Raw genomic sequence first — 16,866 nt, 5'->3', positions numbered from 1 at the left:
CTATTCACCTGTCCGATTCAAGATCGAGCTTTAGGGAGGGCTTTTCCTTCTGCCTTGGGTTGGTTCAGGAGTAGGGAAGTTGGCTTTTCCATTATAGGGAGCAGGCAATGGGGTGGATTTCCTAGGCTTAAGGGATCGTTTTAAGGAAAGAAGAGTCAAATAGGCCTGGTTTATTTAGAGGATACCATGGTCATTGGCCCAAGGGACCGTTGCCTATTGACCTGCCTTAGTTCTGCCCTCAACCCTTCTTCGAGCAAACCGAGTACTTTTGGCTATCAATACCTGGCGGGGTCGATCGTTGTGCTTTAAAAAGATGAAAGCAAGAGAACCCTTGGAAAGTATCCAACCTGTGATTGAGGTAGAGTTTTGACTCTTTTAGCCTCTATGTGCCCCGATCGATTTTCTGTAGTATTAAAAAAATGAAGAATTCCCCGCTTTTTTTTTGTCGCTTAATCAAGATCCTCCAGGAGGTTGGATTGACCGTGTCCTTGGGCCATTCAATCAGAAAATCCCTTTTGAAATGTCCAGGTTTTAATCATCTTCCCCTATTCCCCATGGGATGAAGGAAAAAAAGAAGCTTACCGCGCCATTCGATAAAACGGCCAAAAAAGTATTTTTTGATGAGATCAAAAGATAGTTCCTTTTACTTACTTTTTTGCTGAGAAAGAACATTAAAGGTTTTCAATAATCGTAACAAAGAAAATACAATTTAAAACATCATTAATAAGTTATTTATAATGAAGTAATTAGACAAAAATAAAACGTCATCATTTTGTCATAATTATTTAACACAAATGTAACTCCCCTTTTTTCTGCTTCTAGGATAAATAAAGAGCCGTAATTGGGCGAATTTTATTTTGATACCGTTCTTGAGGAGGAAATAATGATAAATAAAAGCATAGAGAGGTGGATTATATTATTTTTGTCCGTTTGTTTCCTTGTCCATGGGAATCTTTTTGCCCAGGAGCAAGAAAATAATCCTACTGCGTCGACTACGGAAGGTGCCTCTGGCGAGGGGGGCCAGCAGCAGGGAAAAAAGAAGAAAAAGCAAGCAGATCAAGCAGAACAGGGCTATCCTCCCGTTTACAACCAGCGGGAAGCTCCCGGAGGAAGGATCAGCATGCCCGAGGTGACCGTTCAAACAACGACTCCACCCAGCTCGGCGGAAACCTTTGGGGCTCCCAACGCCGCCGTCCTTCCCACCGAACAGGGACCATTGTCTTCTACTTACGGGATACCCATGAGTGTAATGGATACACCCAGGCAGGTAACACCGGTGAACCAGACGATGATGAAAGCTTCAGGGGTGGTTTATCAAGGCTATCTTGATCCGTTAAGTGTTTCCCAGCTTCTTCCCACGGCTTATACGGAATTAAACTGGGGAATGGGCAATGCAGTGACGATTCGAGGAAGACAGGCCCTACCTTACTTTAACGGCATTGAAATGACCCTACAAAACGACTCCATGGCGGGTGTGCCCTTTAGCTGGAACATGATTGAATCGATGGATATTACCGAGGGTCCGGCCAACGCGGTGTTCGGGGCAACCCAACCGACCCCAGGCAGTGTCAATTATATTACCAAGCAGCCTTATTTTGACAAATTCAGGGGTTATGTGTGGGATACCACGGGGATGTATAGCCAATACTTATGGGGAGCCGATGTGGGAGGGCCTGTGAACGACAAGGTGGCTTGGCGATTTAGTTACATGGGCCAGGAACAGGGCAGTTATTATAATAATATCTATAATAATCAGCAGAACTTTTACGTGGCGATAGGAGCCAAGCCCTACGAAAATTACACGGTCGATTTCTACGGCGACTTTGGAACGTATTCATTCATGCCCCAGCTTGCCGACCAGATCAATAGGCCCACCAATGCCCTTATTGATAATGGACTTTACACCGCGGGCATGCTTCCACCCGGAGCCCTGGCAGGAACCTTGGTTAGTCCCTTTTTTGTGCCCGTCAATAGGAGGGCCGATATAGTGAACCCGGAAGGAGGGGGTGAGGCGATGACCGGGATGCTCCAGCTTATCCAGCATGTTAAAGTTTCGGATAATATCGAGGTCGTCAACAATACCTTTTTCTGGTATACCCGGAGTGCATGGATTGAACCCTCCCTTTATGTTGCCGCCTATCTTTCCGGGGATTACGAGGTGGATAACAGGACAGAGATAAGGGTCAATTTCGAAACCCCTCTCGAACAAACGGCCCCGGAAAAGGGTCAGAAGGAGATGAAGGAATACAAGGAAACCGCAAAGAGCGAGGGGGATGAGGAAGTGAAAAAGTCGTTTTGGGAAGGGGCTATCGGGGAGATGCTGATGCGTCATAACATCGATGCGGGTATTGAATGGCATTACCAGAGGAATCTTGACTATTTTGGTGATGCTTTCTGGAATGCGGGGAACGTATGGAGCATGATGACCACTAATCCTCTGACTTGGAACGCGACCATGCTGATCCCCTTTGTAAAAGCGGTAAATAATCCCAAGGGACCTGCGGGAGGAGAATGGCAGATCCCGGGAGCTCCTCCAGGCTGGTTTTATGAACCCTTGAACGGGGCATCGGGAAGCACCGATTGTAATTACTGGACGGTGAATCCCTTCTACCAGCATAACATCGATTGGACGAGCAAGTTTAGTCTCCTTTTTGGAGCGAGGGCAAACTTCTACTTTGTCGATGCTTCCACCCCACCGGGACCTGTAGGAGCGCCGTTCGCCCACTTCAGTACCGCCGCTTTCGCCCCCTTGGTCAACATAAGCCCGGTGTATAAACCTTTCCCTTGGATGACCGCATATTTCGATTACAACTGGCTCCAAACAACCAACGCAGCGGTCATTGGAGGTTATGCGCCCACCTTTCAACCGAATTCTTTCAGTGAAGTGAACCAACTGATCGAAGGGGGGGTGAAATTTAACATTCTTAAAGATAAGATGTATATCACGACCGCGGCTTTTACCCAGAACCAGATCCTGAACAACTTGGGCTTTTTGCCCAACGGGGCTCCCTTACCGGCCACCCCCACGACCGTCGAGGGTTTTGAAATCAACGCTTCTTACCAACCGGATCGTCATTTCTGGGCAAGGTTGGGCTACATCTACATGAGGGCGGTAGAAGAGTGGTCGAGCTTTCCTCCGGGTCTTCATGGTCCAAGTATGAGGCAGCTCACTCCCATATTACCCTATTACACGGGGGTGCCGATTGCAGGAGGACCCTTTATCAATTTACCCTTTCCCATTTCTGGAACAATGCCTTCATCAAATTACGCTTTCATTGGATTTCCCGATCAATACTTTAGCGGTACCGTTACCTATACCTCTGATGTAGGCCTGGGTGTTACCCTGGGGGCGATCGTGATGAGTGACCAGTATCTCAATTATTGGTATAACACCAAGATTCCGACCCAGTTCATCCTCAATGCCCAGATATTTTATTCCCAGCCCAAGTGGGAGGCCAGGCTCTATCTTTATAACTTTACCGATGAGAAGTATTGGCTTCCTTTTGGCTTGGGTTCTGCCGGATCTCGAGCGTTTAATATGAGCAGTATCATTGCAGGATGGCCCTTTTGGATAGAAGGGACTGTGGCTTGGAAATTTTAAAACCGTTAGTAAAAAAAAGAACTCGGTAGACCTTTCGTAAGCTGGCGGTCTCGATAAGATCCATCTTGCTCTCCTCCTTCTGATCGTAGGATTTCGATTGCAGGGAACCGCCAGCTCTCTTTTTTCTAAAAAAAATATAGAAAAAATAAGAGAATTATCTTATTTGAAGACTTGTCTAAGACGATTACCGGGTTATCGATGAGGAGGTTGAACGTGATGTTTTGGTCCATTTTTTTGGTTGAGTTGTGTTTGGCCGCTGTTCCCCTGGGGCTGAAAGCATTACAAGAAGGGATTAATGCCCAGTACAAGAAAAATTATGAAAAAGCCCTTGAGTATTATACCCAGGCGATCGATTCAGGTGAGCTTTCCAAGGAGTCTCTCGCCCTTGCCTACAATAATAGGGCCGATGCCTGGGTGGCTACAGCTCATTATTACAAGGCCCTCATCGATTATAACGAGGCCATTAAACTAGATCCACGCGCCAGTTATTTTAACCGGCGGGGAATCCTAGAAGCGAAGTTGGAACAGTATGACAAGGCGATAAAGGATTATTCGGAGTCTATAAAAAGAGACAAGACCAAGGCCTATGTCTACAATAACAGGGGATGGGCTTATTATAAGGAAAGAAATTTTGATGCGGCAATAAGAGATTTTGACCAGGCCATTAAACTTAATCCTCGGTATGCCCTCGCTTACGATAACCGGGGCTGGGTTCGCTTTAGGAAAGGAGAAAGGGAGGAGGCTCTTAGGGATTTAAGCCGGGCCATCCAGCTTGAGCCGAACAATCCTGAGTTTTACAATGACAGGGGAGTCGTTTTAACCGATTTGGAAAAGTTTGACGATGCCCTACGGGATTTTGAGAAAGCCCTTAGTCTTAAGCCTGATTATACCGAAGCTTTGAAGAACCAACACATAGCTAGAGAGGCCAAAAAAGGAATCAACCTTGAAAGGCTAAAATCTATAAACTTTGGAAAATAGTCCCGTCTTGGATTCCTCTTTCCAAATATTTTTTTTAAAAGAAAAGGGGGAATGGTTATCCTATTGCTTAAGAAGAAGACAAAGCCTATGTTTTTATAGATATGAACTTAAAGGCCACCTACTTGGGGCTTTCTTTACGATCTCCGATAATCGTGGGAGCTTCACCTCTATCCGGTAGTCTTGAGGGAATCCAGGAACTAGAAAAAGCGGGAGCGGCAGCCGTGGTTCTCCCTTCCTTGTTTGAAGAGCAGATCGTTAAAGAAGCCATTGCCGAAAACCCCTATCTTGATTTCAGCGGCAATTACTCGGAATTTCCGATGTCTAGCGAGTATTTACTCACTTCGGAATCTTACCTCGATTTTATAAGGGAGGCTAAGCGAAAAGCAAGGATACCTATTATTGCCAGTCTCAATGGGAGATCTCCTGGATGGTGGTGCCGGTATGCCAAGCAAATAGAAGAAGCCGGAGCAGACGGCATTGAACTCAATATATATCCATTCCCTTTAGACATCAACCAGCCTTCCGATTCGATCGAGATGGATACTCTGGAGATCGTTCGACTGGTAAGGAAAGAGATTCAAATTCCCCTTGGGGTTAAAATATACCCCTACTACACGAACGTGGGGAACATGGCTCAGAGGTTCCAGGCGGCTGGAGTAAACGGGCTTGCGTTATTTAACCGTTTTCTTCAGCCGGATATCGACGTAGAAAATTTTGAGATCAAGCGTGGGATTCAGCTGGGAACCAGTCGTGATAATCGCCTTGCCCTATCCTGGATAGCTTTTTTATATAACCGTCTTAAATTGGATTTAGCGGCCACAGGAGGAGTTATGGAGGCCGTTGATGCCATTCGGTTGATTCTTGCCGGGGCTTCCGTCGTTATGGTCTGTTCGGCTATCTTGGAAAAAGGCATCGGATATATCCCCGTGATGGAAAAAGAAATCGTGGAATGGATGGAAAGACATCGTTTTTCCTCTTTAGAAGATTGGCGTGGGAGCTTAAGCCAACAAGGAGGGGCAAGCCCTTCTCGTTTCTTTAGGCTGCAATACGTTGAGCTTTTGGCTGACGCGGACCGTCGAAGGCGAAACCCTCTTTGAATCTTTTTTCCTTGCTTAAAGAGCCCTAGGAATAAGCGGGTTGGAAAGGAAGTCTTTTTTTTTAGTTTCAATACATCGAGTAATAAAACCTAGAGTGTCTTATGTCCTTCTGCCGGTGGAGGGAGTCGAACCCACACCCGGTTGCCCGGACCAGATTTTGAGTCTGGCGCGTCTGCCATTCCGCCACACCGGCTCTTTTTCTTGTGAAACTATCGTAAACAAAAAAGTTATCTTTTCTTGCTTGGCTTGTCGATAGAAAACCTAGTTTCCCTTGAACAAGATGTCGTGTTTTAAGAGGTGCTTGGGCAGGAAGAATCGATTGGCGATCAGAGTAGGAAAAATGGCGGTAGAGATGATTACGGGAATTAATATTGAATACTGGCTTGGGGTAATAATACCATGAGAAAGACCAAAAAGAGCGCAGATCACATTGAAGGTCAGTCCCGTTGACATCAACAAGGTGGTGTAAGCGGCTTCTTGTAATCCTTTTCTTTTGATGAGCAAAGGAAAGGTTCCAACAAATTTAGCCAGTTGTTGAATAACAAAAAAGAGAAAAAAGGGGACAAGACCGCCGAGTAGAGAGGTTAAATCGACGAAGGAGCCGGCCCTAATAAAATAGAAGGGAGTCAAGAATCCCAGGGTAAAAGTACGCAATCTTTTTACAAGCTCGTGGTTTTGTCCGAAGGATTGTGCCATGACCATTCCGATGATGTAGGCGGGTAAAACGGCTTCTGAGCCTGCCCATACGGCAATCGCTCCAAGTCCAAGTAGGAAAAACAAAAGATATTTTGTTTCCAGTTCTGCAGGTTTATTCCCGTATTTTTTTAGGAAAAGAGGCGTAATTTTAGCCATGAGGATAGCACAGGAAAGAATGCTGAAAGAAAGTACCGCGGTTTTCCAGCCGAAAGGGGAAAAAATAAATCCGAGCATAAGGACGGAGCTGAGATCATTGACAAAGCAGCCGATGAGAAGCCCTTTGCCGTAAGTAGTGCGGTTTAATCCAAATTCAAGGAGGACCGTGTACATCACGGCAACCGAAGTTGCCGAAAGGGCGATTCCAGCAAGGAGGGAGCCTTTCCAATTCCAATGAAACAAAAAATGGGCAAATAAAGCACAACAAAGAAAGGGGACGAAAAAGGTAATTAAACCGATCAGGGTGGATTCCTTCCATTGTTTTCGAAAAGCATTAGGTTCAAGCTCCGCTCCGGCCATAAAGGTAAGCATGATGGCTCCTAGTCCAGCAATAAAACTGACCCATCCTTCTTTGGGATTGAGTCCGCTTTTTCCCAATATGAAGCAGGCCGCTGACTGCCCCAATATTCCCAGGATGATTTCGATGAGGGAAGCGGATATCCTCAACTTTTGGGCTAGGATAGCGGAAAGGATAGCCAGTCCCATCCACAAACAAGCCAAAAACCAGTTGTACTCCATGAAAAAAAAATTCTTATCGGTGTACCGTATAAAAAAGCAATGGCCCGGGAACAATTCTTTCTATAAAAAAAGAAGGATTTTCCCAAGAACTGGAATGCCGAGTTCCATTGCAACCCAGTTTTATTAGGAATAAAATTTCAAGCCGTCAAGCCGCAAATCCTGCTTACAGAGAAATTTTTAAAAATCATACTGAGCAAAGAGATAACAAGAGATAAAGTAAAATTAGGTATGATCGGCTTGGTCCAGAGAGTAAAGCAAGCGGCCGTGGAGATCGATCAACTCCCTGTGTGTGCTATCGGCAGGGGCATTTTATTGTTTTTGGCCATTGAGAAAGGGGATAACGAAAAAAATGGAGACCTCTTAATCGAAAAGGTTTTGAACTGCAGAATATTTTCCGATCAATCGGGAAAAATGAACCTTTCTTTGCTTGATATCCGTGGGGAGTTGTTGATCGTCCCTGAATTTACCTTGGCAGGGAAGATCGCTAAGGGCAAAAGGCCTAGTTTTGACATGGCAGCCCCTGCAGAAGTTGCAAAAAAACTTTTCGATTATGTCAGCGGGCAAATAGAGAATAAATATAAAGCGGTGAAGAAAGGCTATTTTGGAGCGGATATGTCTGTATACTTGATTAACGACGGGCCTGTTACGTTTTGGCTTAAATGTTAGCCCAACCCCATAGGTAAAAGAGGTTACCCAAGAAAAGCTTAGGAGTTCTTTTTTATGCAAGACGTAGCCATTGAAGTAAAGGATTTAAGAAAGGAATTTGGAAAGGTTGTTGCCGTAGATCAAGTTTCCTTTACGGTCATGGAATCGGAAATTGTCGGGTTTTTGGGAGCCAATGGGGCGGGTAAAACCACTTTAATCCATCTTTTACTCGGTCTCTTAACACCCAGTTCCGGCTCCATCCGGATTTTCGGCTTGTCCCCCGGTTCTTCAAGAAGAGAAATCTTATCCTTTTCAAATTTTGCTTCGGGTTACACCAGCTTGCCTTCCAATTTAACTGTAAAAGAAAATCTGCTCGTCTTTTCCCGCCTTTACCAAGTTAAAAACCCGGAGAAGAAAATCCTTTCTCTTCTTAACCAGTTGGAGATTGCCCACTTACAAAACAAAATTACGGGTTTTCTATCCGCAGGAGAATTGACTCGAACCTGCTTGTGTAAGGCCTTGCTCAATGAGCCCAGGCTCTTATTTTTAGATGAACCAACGGCTGGTCTTGATCCCAGCATAGCCGATAAAGTCTGTGAGTTATTGCTCAATTTGAGAAGGGAAACAGGACTAACCATTGTTTACACTTCCCACAACATGCGAGATGTAGAAAGACTTTGTGATCGGATTATTTTTATGAAATCGGGGAAAATCATTACCCAGGGAATCCCTCTTGAGATTGTTCGGCAATTTAAGCAAAAAAGCCTGGAAGAGCTTTTTATTCAATTGGTTAGAAAATAATCCCAAGGTTATTTTCTTTTCAACGATGAACAAAGAAAGGATTTTGGGTCTTTTTTTACGGTATACCTACATTTATAGAAGGAGCTGGATTCGTATCCTAGAGTTCATTTTCTGGCCGGTCATGGACCTCCTTGTTTGGGGATACCTTACCCTTTATCTCTCGGGCTCATCTAACAATCTGTCCGGGCCCTTTCAATTTCTGATCGGAGCCATGATCCTTTGGGATGTGCTTTATAGGACACAGTTGGGAATTACGGTATCTTTCTTAGAAGATGTATGGTCAAAGAACTTGATCAATCTTTTCGTCAGCCCGATAACTATTGAGGAGTTTTTCGCAGCGGCCATTCTCGTAGGCGTCATAAAGTCTCTTATCATACTGGGACTTTTGGGAGTGATAGCGGCTTTTTTATATCATTTTAACTTGATGCAACTGGGCAGTTACATACTACCTCTCCTTGGCAACCTTTTCTTGATGGGATCCGCCTGCGGAATTTTAACGATATCCTTGTTAATAAGGTGGGGTCAAGCCGCCGAGTCCCTGGCTTGGGCTATACCGATTCTATTCCAACCCTTTGCTGCCGTCTTTTATCCCCTGGAAGTTCTTCCTTCCTCCATACGCCCTTTTTCTTTTCTTATCCCTGCAACACATGTATTTGAGGGCCTGAGAAGTGGCCTTCAGGGAAACTATGCCTACAGTCACCTCTTGTGGGCAACCCTTTTAAACCTTTGTTATTTGACCCTTTCTTTCCTTCTTTTTAAGTTCTTTTTTTCGATTGCCAAAGAAAAAGGTCTTCTTGTGAAATTAGGCACGCAATGAACTTTTTCACTCTTCTTCAGCACCCGCCCGCTCTTCACATCCCTTGGGTTCAAAACTTGCAGACCATGGTGCGTTATTTGGCCGGTAAACCCGTTTCGATTTCTTCTTTGATGGCTAACTGCTCTTCTTGTTTTTTGGTTGTTGTGCTCCTGGAGGGTGTGGCGGCAAAAAAGCTACTGAAAACGGTTGCTCCAACTAGAGCTAAAATCCATCCACCAAACAGAAGAAAAAGAACGATAAGTCCTACAAGAGTACCAAAGGAAGAAACAATAAAGGCAATTACATCATTAATATTCATAGTTTACTCCATTGATTAGAAAATATTATGATATAAACCAAATAAAAAGCAAATAAGAATAAATAAAAATTGCATAAAATGTTAGCGATAGGAAATCCGTGCAAAGTCGTTTTGAAATCGAAAATGGAGGATACTTTTGATTTATTTTCATAAAAAAGAATTTAAAAGAATGATAAGCAATTCTTTTTTTTTAAGTTTATCAATTATATCAATAGATTTAAAAAGAGATATGCCTGAAAATCCGATTGAAGAAAAAGCCAACGAGATTATTGAAGAAAGGCTTGAGGAAGAAAGAAAAAAAGAAAAATGGCTCTTTCATGTTTCTTTTTCGATCATCCTCATGGCGGTGCTGGGAACGATTGTGGCGGCGGATTCGGAGAATAGTGTTACCGAAGCGATTATTTTAAGGAACGAAGCTATTTTATTACAAGACAAGGCAACGGACATGTGGAATTTTTTCCAGGCTAAATCCATGCGAGAAGCGGGTTATCGCATCGCCAATATTTTAAACCCTAGGCCGGAGTTTGAGCAGGAGATAGAAAGATACAAAAAAGAAAAAAAGGAAATTGAGCAAAAAGCCAAGCTCCTCGAAGAACAAGTTACAGAAAGGATCAAGGAAAGCGATCGGCATTACCACAAGCATCATATTTTTAGAATGGCGGGCATCCTTGTCCAGGTTGGAATCGCCTTGTCCTCCGTTTCGGCATTGATGAAAAAAAAACCGGTATGGTACTTGGCGGTCTCTTTAGCTATGGGAGGATTGATCGTGTTTTCAGCAGCCTTGCTTCAATAAATGGAGCGGGGAAAGACCTTTGTCCAGGGAAAAGATAACACGACCATGAGATCTTTGTGTAATCTTTATCTTTTATAAGGGAAATATCCACCTTGATCCCGACTTTAGGAGGTCTACCAGCGAGGTTTCTTTGTTTACTTCGTATTTTTGAAAATCGCAGTCCTGGTATACATCTAGAGAAAGAATAGGTCTTTCGTATAATTTTTCAATCGCTTGTACTACATGAATATAGAGGCTGTGGGCAAAGGTGTAAGCCTCAAGGGCTGATTTTTGGAGATCACCGGTTTTAATCGTTTCTTTGGGTTCGACAAGAACGCAGAAAGAATGGGTGAGGAGATCTTTCCCATAACCGATCGCTTTTTCCTTCCATGCCCCGGAATTTTCATAAGCAGCGACAGTGAGCCTCAAATCCTCTTTTTGAGGGGCTAACTCGATAAAACCGAACGATTGATCCCTTTTGTAATAAATTCTATTCTGCCTGTGCAAAAAAAATGTATAATCAGGAGGCAGCGGCTCAACGCTTGGAGACAACTTTTGGGCATATTCCTTTTCTAAAAATTCCTTTATTTGACTTAATTCGGTTGCCTTTGATCTTAGCACTAAGCTGCGCAAAATGAGGTTCTTGGGAATCAAGGGAGCAAAGGAAGGCCAGGCGGATCGAATCACATAGTATCCATTATGAAAAGCGGATTGATAGAGAAACCATCCAGAAAGCAGAATGAGGAAGCCTACTCCATAATAGGGGATAAAGAGAAGGCCGATTATCCAAAGCAGCCTAGCCCAATTGACCGTATTGATAGGTTGGATGCGGGTAATTTTGTTAGGAGTTAACCACAGTTGCCAGGGAAAGGCTCTTTTCTGATGAAAATGGCAAAGGGAAAAAGGAGAAGAAGGGTCAGGAAATTTGAGTAGAAGGGTTTTTACAATTTGTTTAACGTGTTCTTGGGTAAGATCGACGACACAGAAACGTTTCGTTTGCCCCATTATGGATAATGAAAGGCGAACCTCCTGTTCGAATTGGCGAAAAGGGGTGTATAGAAATTGAAATAGGGCCGATGATCGAGCGGTTATCTCTTGAGAGTTGGGATGGGGAAATTCCAGATGGTACTCGAGCCAAACTTTGGGTTCTAAAGGATGCGATTTAGTGGGGCTGACTTGCAGCCCAAAATTAGCCAGCTCTTGGCCCATCCAAGCTTCAACCTGTTCAGAGGCCTTAAGTAACTGGATTAATGGATCAGTTTTAGGTTCTTTTCCTGGAATCTCTCCTTGGGTTACAGGTTCTTCCTTTTGTACATTTTTTTCTTCACCTGGAGAAGATCCTTTTTGCTCGGCTTCTTGAACTTCTTGAATTAATTTTCCAAGGGGCTCCCAATCTTTTAATCCTTTGCGCCAAGCCAGGGTTTGAGTATTGATAGTTCCTTTTTCGAGGAGCTGAAGGACTTCCTCCATGGAATAAGGACCCTCTTTTTTCCCGGATAAGACGATAAAGATTTCCATAGGATTTCCTCTGCACCCTAGAGATTCGAAAAAACGCAGAGAATAATATTATTATTTAATTAACTATCCTTCCGGGAAAAAGTTCCTTTATGGAGATAAAGTCCCTTGGTCAATCTTCGAAATTTAAAAAGATTAAAAAACAAACCCTGAACCCTGTTCAGCTCTTGCTCTGATCAATGCTTTTTTTTCGACTGGCCAGCCACTTGCTCCGATGATTAATGACCCAATCGAGCAGGGCTTTTTCAAAACCTATATCGTAGCCTTTTTTTTCACTTTCAATCCACTTGTGCTTTAAAATTTCCTCTCTTTCGAGTAGAAATTCTTGATAAAGAGTCGAATTTTTTAGCAGCGTAGAAATACACTCCATCTCTTTGTTTTCCTCCATTCTATCCCTCCGAATCTTCACGATTCTTCACATGAAATCCTATTAATAAAATACTACAATAAATTGTCTTCAGTGGGGCAATATTTATTAAAAATGGGATGCTAAGATGTTATTTCAAAAAGTCAATAATTTTTTTTGCCGCTTCGAGGAAAACCCGGCTTGTTTTTCTATCCGGATCGGACAAAACGATGGGCAGTCCCTGATCAGAGGATATACGCAGTTCGGGTTCAATAGGAATTTCCCCTAAAAAGGGAACATTTTGTTTTTCAGCTTCTCTTTTGCCTCCACCACAACCAAAAAGGTCATATTTTTGGTTATCGCTTGGGCAAAGAAAATAGCTCATATTTTCTATAATCCCCAGGATAGGAACATTTACTTTTTTGAACATGCTGACCGCTTTCCTGGCATCGACGAGAGCTACTTCTTGAGGAGTAGTCACGATAACCGCCCCTGAAAGCCTAACCGTCTGGACGATCGTCAGTTGGATATCCCCTGTGCCGGGAGGTAAATCGAGGACTAGAAAATCGAGATTTCCCCAATCCACGTTTTTAAGAAACTCTTGCGTATAACGGGTGACCAAGGGTCCTCTTAAAACGGCAGGTTGGTCAGCTTCGAGCAAAAAGCCCATGCTCATTAGTTTTAGACCGTAGCGTTCTACCGGGATAAGCCTCTCATCGGGAGTAATCTGGGGAGATTCTATCGTGCCAAACATCATGGAAATGCTGGGGCCATATATATCACAATCGCAGAGTCCAACATCCAGGCCTTTCTTATAAAGTGCACAGGCAAGATTGGCGGCAACGGTGGACTTCCCGACACCTCCTTTGCCGCTGGCAATGGCTATAATATGTTTAATTTCCGAGCCTGTGGGTGAAGGTTTAGGAAGGGACCGAGATTCCGGTCGTTTAATGACAACCTGGACATTACCGATACCTTCAAGGGTAGAGAGTTTTGATTTGATTTCTTTTTCCAGTTGTCCGGGAACATCGGGATTAGGACTGGAAAGTTCAAGTTTAATACGAACTTCCCCTTCAAGCGATTCTATTTCTTTGACAAGGCCAAAAGAGACAATATCCCTGCTGAACCCAGGATAACGGACCTGTTTCAGTTGATTTAAAATGAGTTCCTTGCTAAGTATGGACATAATTCAAAGCGTGTTTCTTATCGGCTCAATGGAGAGCCTGAAAGGTGGTTTAATAATATGAAGAGTTGATAGGCCGAGAATTCCAAAAAATGATAAACTGGGGGAAGATTGAGGAAAATTAAAATAGCTATAAACCAAAAGAGACCCATTTGGCGTTCCCATTGATCACTGATTTTAAAAATATTTTTGATAATAGTCCAACCGTCAAAAGGCATAATGGGAAGAAGATGAAAAACAGAAAGAAAAATAGAAGCGAGTACCAAGGTTGCAAAAAGTTCACCCAGTTTATGGTCATGGGGAATGACCAGCCTGGCGACTACAAGGAGTAGGAATGCCACAACAACGTTGGCAAGAGGCCCGGCAAGGGCGATCAGAATTCCTTGAACCCTCGGGTTTTTTAGCCGGTGTGGATCGGTAGGAACGGGCCTGCCCCAAGCAAAAAAACCGAATCCTCCGGGAAGGACGAAAATGTTGATAGCGGGTATGATCAAGGTCCCAAAAAGATCCATGTGAGCAAGAGGATTGAAGGTCAATCGACCTTCTTCTTTAGGGGTGCTATCGCCCATCAAGGTTGCTACAAAAGCATGGGCAAGTTCATGGATTGTAACAAGAGGAATAAGGAGGAGAAAGACATAGAGTTTATCTAGAGAAGGATTCATGGGAAAAAAATCTTTAGGGGATTGAACAACTGTTCATTGAAAAATAAAAAGCGGTAGGTTTCTTTTCATGCGTATTGTGTCAATATCCTTTTATGCTTTCCTTATTATACTTTCCATTTATCTGGATGATTTGCAAGCAGCAGCCATCGATTTGGGAATTGATGTGCTTGTAGAAAATCATTTTCATGGATTGGAAACAAAAAGAATTGGTTTAATTACTAATCGTTCTGCTGTCAATAAAAATGGGATCTCTACCATAGACCTATTTTTTCATTCTCCACAAGTAAAACTTGTAGCTTTGTTTACTCCTGAATATGGCTTGTTTGGTTTAGAACCCCTCAAGGCAACTGCTTCATCTTATGTCGATCCCCATACCAACCTTCCCGTGTATCCCTTATACGGTGATGATCTTAAACCGACCCCTGAAATGCTTCGTGATGTTGACGTTCTTGTATTTGACTTGCAGGATATCGGCACGAGAAGTTTTACTTTTTTAAGTACGATGGGGCTTGCCATGGAGGCTGCAGCTGAAAACGGCATAGAATTTTACGTTCTTGACCGCCCTAACCCTTTAGGTGGAGAACGCGTTGAAGGAATCCCCTTTGATAACCGCTTTCGTTCTTTTTATAGTGAATGGGATATTCCTTATATCCATGGGATGACTCCTTGTGAAATGGCCGGAATGATTAACGGTGAAAACTGGATTTTTAAAAAACCAAAGCTAACGCTTGTGCCCATGAAAGGATGGAATAGAGCCATGCTGTGGAAGGATACCGGTTTGAGTTGGTATCCTCCTTCTCCCTATTTGCCTGATGAAGATAGTCCTTTTTATTTTGCCGTCAGCTCCTTTTTAGGTATAAGCCCTGAAATCGACATCGGGATGGGAACAGCTTTCCCTTACAAATTCATAGGATCCCCACGGCTCGATCCCTATGTTTTTAGTCGCCAAATGAACAAAAGAAAGCTGCCTTTTTGTTATTTTAGCCCCGTTGTTTATTGGCCATTTTTTGGAAAGTTTCGAGAAAGGAGAGTGGGGGGATGCCAGGTCCACATCCAAGAATTTTCTAAGGTTAAACTTGTAGACATAGCTCTTAATTTGCTTCAGGAGTTGATGATCGAACTCAATCAAGCTCCTCTGGCTTCCCTTAATGCCGATCAGATAGAGTATTTCGACAGGTACTGTGGTAGCGATGAGATCAGGCGAGGCTTCCTTTCCGGCAAAAGGATACAAGAAATAGTTGAAGGTTGGGACAATTATATACAAAATTTCAAAGAGAAGAGGAAAAAATACCTGTTATATTCTTCCCAGGACCACCAGCAATAAGGTTAAGGTTTATTTAAACTATGCAGATAGATCTAGAAAGTTTGTTTGAGAAACGGATAGAGGATAAGAAACCTTTTCAGATTGTCTTTAGTTATCAAAGCGAACAGGATCTTTCACAGCTTTCAAAACCCATGCAGTTCCAAGTTATGGATGGACTGGGAAACTTGCCTCAAGCCCTATCTTCGGCTGATCCAGAGAGCATTGGCAAAGCTGAAAGAGACAACCGGAATATTTATCGGTTTCGCTATAAAGAATTTAGAATATATTTTGAAAAAACGGACTATGGGGTTCTCATTCACCGCATCCTTCTTAAAAACACCCTTGCCGATTTTCTTTTGCGTTCCAATCTCGTTTTTTCCGAGTCAAGTCCGTAAGGAGTAAAACAGCTTGATTTTGTTTACCTGTGGCTGAGATTTAATTTCGCTATGTTTGCGGCCAGGTGTCGGGCACTTTCTTGAAGTTCTCCAAGCTCTTTCCCGGTAAGGGGAAGTTCGACTATTTTTTCGATCCCGTTTTTCCCAAGAATTACGGGTACGCCAACATATTGGTCATGAATCCCGTATTGTCCCTCACACCAGGCAGAGCAGGGTAAAAGCCGTTTTTGATCTTTAACGATACTTTCCACCATTTCCATTATCGCTGCAGAGGGAGCGTAATAAGCGCTCCCTTTTTTGAGGAGTTTAACGATTTCCGCTCCTCCTTCTCGGGTTCTCTTTATAAGCTGATCTATTTTTTCTCTTGGAAGAAAATGTTCTATTCCTACACCGGATACAGTTGCAAACCTTGAAAGAGGAACCATTTCATCGCCGTGACCGCCTAAAACCATTGCCTGAACTTCTTGAGGAGCTATCCCCAGTTCCTCAGCAATGAAATAACGAAATCTTGCAGAATCCAAAACGCCGGCCATGCCCATGACTCTATTCTTTGGGAACTTTGTTTTATACGCCATGAGATAGGTCAACACGTCAACGGGGTTAGAAACGACAATAATTATAGAATCCTGAGAAAAACGCTGAATGTTTTCGGCGATTCCACTGACTATTTCTGCATTTCTGTTCAGGAGATCATCTCTTGACATTCCCGGCTGCCTTGCCAATCCGCTGGTGATTATAAAAATATCCGAATTTTGACAATCTTCGAACCTATTTGTCCCCACGATCTTGGATTCGACCCCTAGTAAAGGAGCCGATTCCATCATGTCCAAGGCTTTCCCTTGAGGCATGTCTTCAACGATGTCATAAAGAAAAACATCTCCAAGGTTTTTTTCCCAAATTCTTTGTGCTGTCGTAGCCCCAACGAATCCTGCTCCAATAATTGATATTTTCATTTTAATTATAAATTTCTTTTATATTAAGCACCTTTATTTCCTATTTGTTGTTATTCCAAGGACTTTAAA

Annotated in this window: 16 protein-coding genes and 1 tRNA gene; 9 read left to right on the top strand and 8 right to left on the bottom strand. The window is 43.2% G+C overall.

Annotated elements, in window-relative coordinates; all coding sequences use genetic code 11:
• The first annotated feature begins 883 nt into the window (after positions 1 to 883).
• The 3 genes from MINF_RS06160 (at position 884) to MINF_RS06150 (ending at position 5,676) form a co-directional block, all read left to right on the top strand.
• A complete protein-coding gene (locus tag MINF_RS06160; RefSeq protein WP_148205165.1) occupies positions 884 to 3,601 on the top strand; it encodes a TonB-dependent receptor in 2,718 nt (905 codons plus the stop codon).
• A 171-nt stretch (positions 3,602 to 3,772) separates the two neighbouring features.
• Entirely contained in the window at positions 3,773 to 4,579 is an 807-nt protein-coding gene (locus tag MINF_RS06155) for a tetratricopeptide repeat protein (RefSeq protein WP_012463725.1), read from the top strand.
• Positions 4,580 to 4,680: 101 nt separating this feature from the next.
• Positions 4,681 to 5,676 carry a dihydroorotate dehydrogenase-like protein gene (locus MINF_RS06150; RefSeq protein ID WP_048810215.1) on the top strand — a complete coding sequence of 332 codons (996 nt, stop codon included), beginning with the start codon at positions 4,681 to 4,683 and terminating at the stop codon, positions 5,674 to 5,676.
• 110 nt (positions 5,677 to 5,786) lie between these two features.
• On the opposite strand, the gene MINF_RS06145 is transcribed toward MINF_RS06150, so the two are convergent.
• Positions 5,787 to 5,869, bottom strand: a tRNA-Leu gene (locus tag MINF_RS06145).
• Between the two features lie 68 nt (positions 5,870 to 5,937).
• On the bottom strand, positions 5,938 to 7,107 hold the full coding sequence (locus MINF_RS06140) for a cation:proton antiporter (protein ID WP_048810214.1): 1,170 nt from the start codon (positions 7,105 to 7,107) through the stop codon (positions 5,938 to 5,940).
• 228 nt (positions 7,108 to 7,335) lie between these two features.
• Here MINF_RS06140 and dtd point away from each other — a divergent pair, with 228 nt between their 5' ends.
• Genes dtd through MINF_RS06125 form a run of 3 tightly spaced genes read left to right on the top strand, consistent with a single transcriptional unit; the run spans position 7,336 to position 9,370 of the window.
• Positions 7,336 to 7,773: a D-aminoacyl-tRNA deacylase gene (gene dtd / locus MINF_RS06135; protein ID WP_012463720.1), complete on the top strand. Its 438-nt coding sequence runs from the start codon at positions 7,336 to 7,338 to the stop codon at positions 7,771 to 7,773.
• 54 nt (positions 7,774 to 7,827) lie between these two features.
• Positions 7,828 to 8,553: an ABC transporter ATP-binding protein gene (locus MINF_RS06130; RefSeq protein ID WP_012463719.1), complete on the top strand. Its 726-nt coding sequence runs from the start codon at positions 7,828 to 7,830 to the stop codon at positions 8,551 to 8,553.
• Positions 8,554 to 8,578: 25 nt separating this feature from the next.
• Positions 8,579 to 9,370: an ABC transporter permease gene (locus tag MINF_RS06125; protein WP_048810486.1), complete on the top strand. Its 792-nt coding sequence runs from the start codon at positions 8,579 to 8,581 to the stop codon at positions 9,368 to 9,370.
• A 73-nt stretch (positions 9,371 to 9,443) separates the two neighbouring features.
• Here MINF_RS06125 and MINF_RS06120 read toward each other — a convergent pair whose 3' ends face one another.
• The gene (locus MINF_RS06120) at positions 9,444 to 9,668 is read right to left on the bottom strand and encodes a hypothetical protein (protein ID WP_012463717.1); all 225 of its coding nucleotides are present in this window, start codon (positions 9,666 to 9,668) and stop codon (positions 9,444 to 9,446) included.
• A gap of 229 nt (positions 9,669 to 9,897) precedes the next feature.
• Here MINF_RS06120 and MINF_RS06115 point away from each other — a divergent pair, with 229 nt between their 5' ends.
• On the top strand, positions 9,898 to 10,461 hold the full coding sequence (locus tag MINF_RS06115) for a DUF4337 family protein (protein WP_148205164.1): 564 nt from the start codon (positions 9,898 to 9,900) through the stop codon (positions 10,459 to 10,461).
• 72 nt (positions 10,462 to 10,533) lie between these two features.
• On the opposite strand, the gene MINF_RS06110 is transcribed toward MINF_RS06115, so the two are convergent.
• The 4 genes from MINF_RS06110 to MINF_RS06095 all read right to left on the bottom strand — a co-directional run bounded on the left by MINF_RS06110 (position 10,534) and on the right by MINF_RS06095 (position 14,146).
• Entirely contained in the window at positions 10,534 to 11,958 is a 1,425-nt protein-coding gene (locus tag MINF_RS06110) for a DUF4339 domain-containing protein (RefSeq protein ID WP_012463715.1), read from the bottom strand.
• 157 nt (positions 11,959 to 12,115) lie between these two features.
• Complete coding sequence (locus MINF_RS06105; RefSeq protein ID WP_048810213.1) at positions 12,116 to 12,343, bottom strand: hypothetical protein; 228 nt, start codon at positions 12,341 to 12,343, stop codon at positions 12,116 to 12,118.
• Between the two features lie 109 nt (positions 12,344 to 12,452).
• Positions 12,453 to 13,487, bottom strand: coding sequence for an Mrp/NBP35 family ATP-binding protein (locus tag MINF_RS06100; RefSeq protein WP_012463713.1), 1,035 nt, complete (start codon positions 13,485 to 13,487; stop codon positions 12,453 to 12,455).
• Between the two features lie 17 nt (positions 13,488 to 13,504).
• Positions 13,505 to 14,146 (bottom strand): site-2 protease family protein, encoded by a 642-nt coding sequence (locus MINF_RS06095; RefSeq protein ID WP_012463712.1) that lies wholly within the window; start codon positions 14,144 to 14,146, stop codon positions 13,505 to 13,507.
• 67 nt (positions 14,147 to 14,213) lie between these two features.
• Here MINF_RS06095 and MINF_RS06090 point away from each other — a divergent pair, with 67 nt between their 5' ends.
• Together MINF_RS06090 and MINF_RS06085 are read left to right on the top strand one after the other, a co-directional pair.
• Positions 14,214 to 15,470, top strand: coding sequence for an exo-beta-N-acetylmuramidase NamZ family protein (locus MINF_RS06090; protein ID WP_012463711.1), 1,257 nt, complete (start codon positions 14,214 to 14,216; stop codon positions 15,468 to 15,470).
• A 20-nt stretch (positions 15,471 to 15,490) separates the two neighbouring features.
• Positions 15,491 to 15,844: a hypothetical protein gene (locus MINF_RS06085; RefSeq protein ID WP_012463710.1), complete on the top strand. Its 354-nt coding sequence runs from the start codon at positions 15,491 to 15,493 to the stop codon at positions 15,842 to 15,844.
• Between the two features lie 23 nt (positions 15,845 to 15,867).
• On the opposite strand, the gene mdh is transcribed toward MINF_RS06085, so the two are convergent.
• Positions 15,868 to 16,803, bottom strand: coding sequence for a malate dehydrogenase (mdh, locus tag MINF_RS06080; RefSeq protein WP_048810212.1), 936 nt, complete (start codon positions 16,801 to 16,803; stop codon positions 15,868 to 15,870).
• Positions 16,804 to 16,866: the final 63 nt, after the last annotated feature.

Source organism: Methylacidiphilum infernorum V4 (genome assembly GCF_000019665.1).
Lineage (GTDB): Bacteria > Verrucomicrobiota > Verrucomicrobiia > Methylacidiphilales > Methylacidiphilaceae > Methylacidiphilum > Methylacidiphilum infernorum.
Note: the sequence above shows the minus strand (reverse complement) of the source record. Positions and strands in the feature narration are given on the sequence as shown.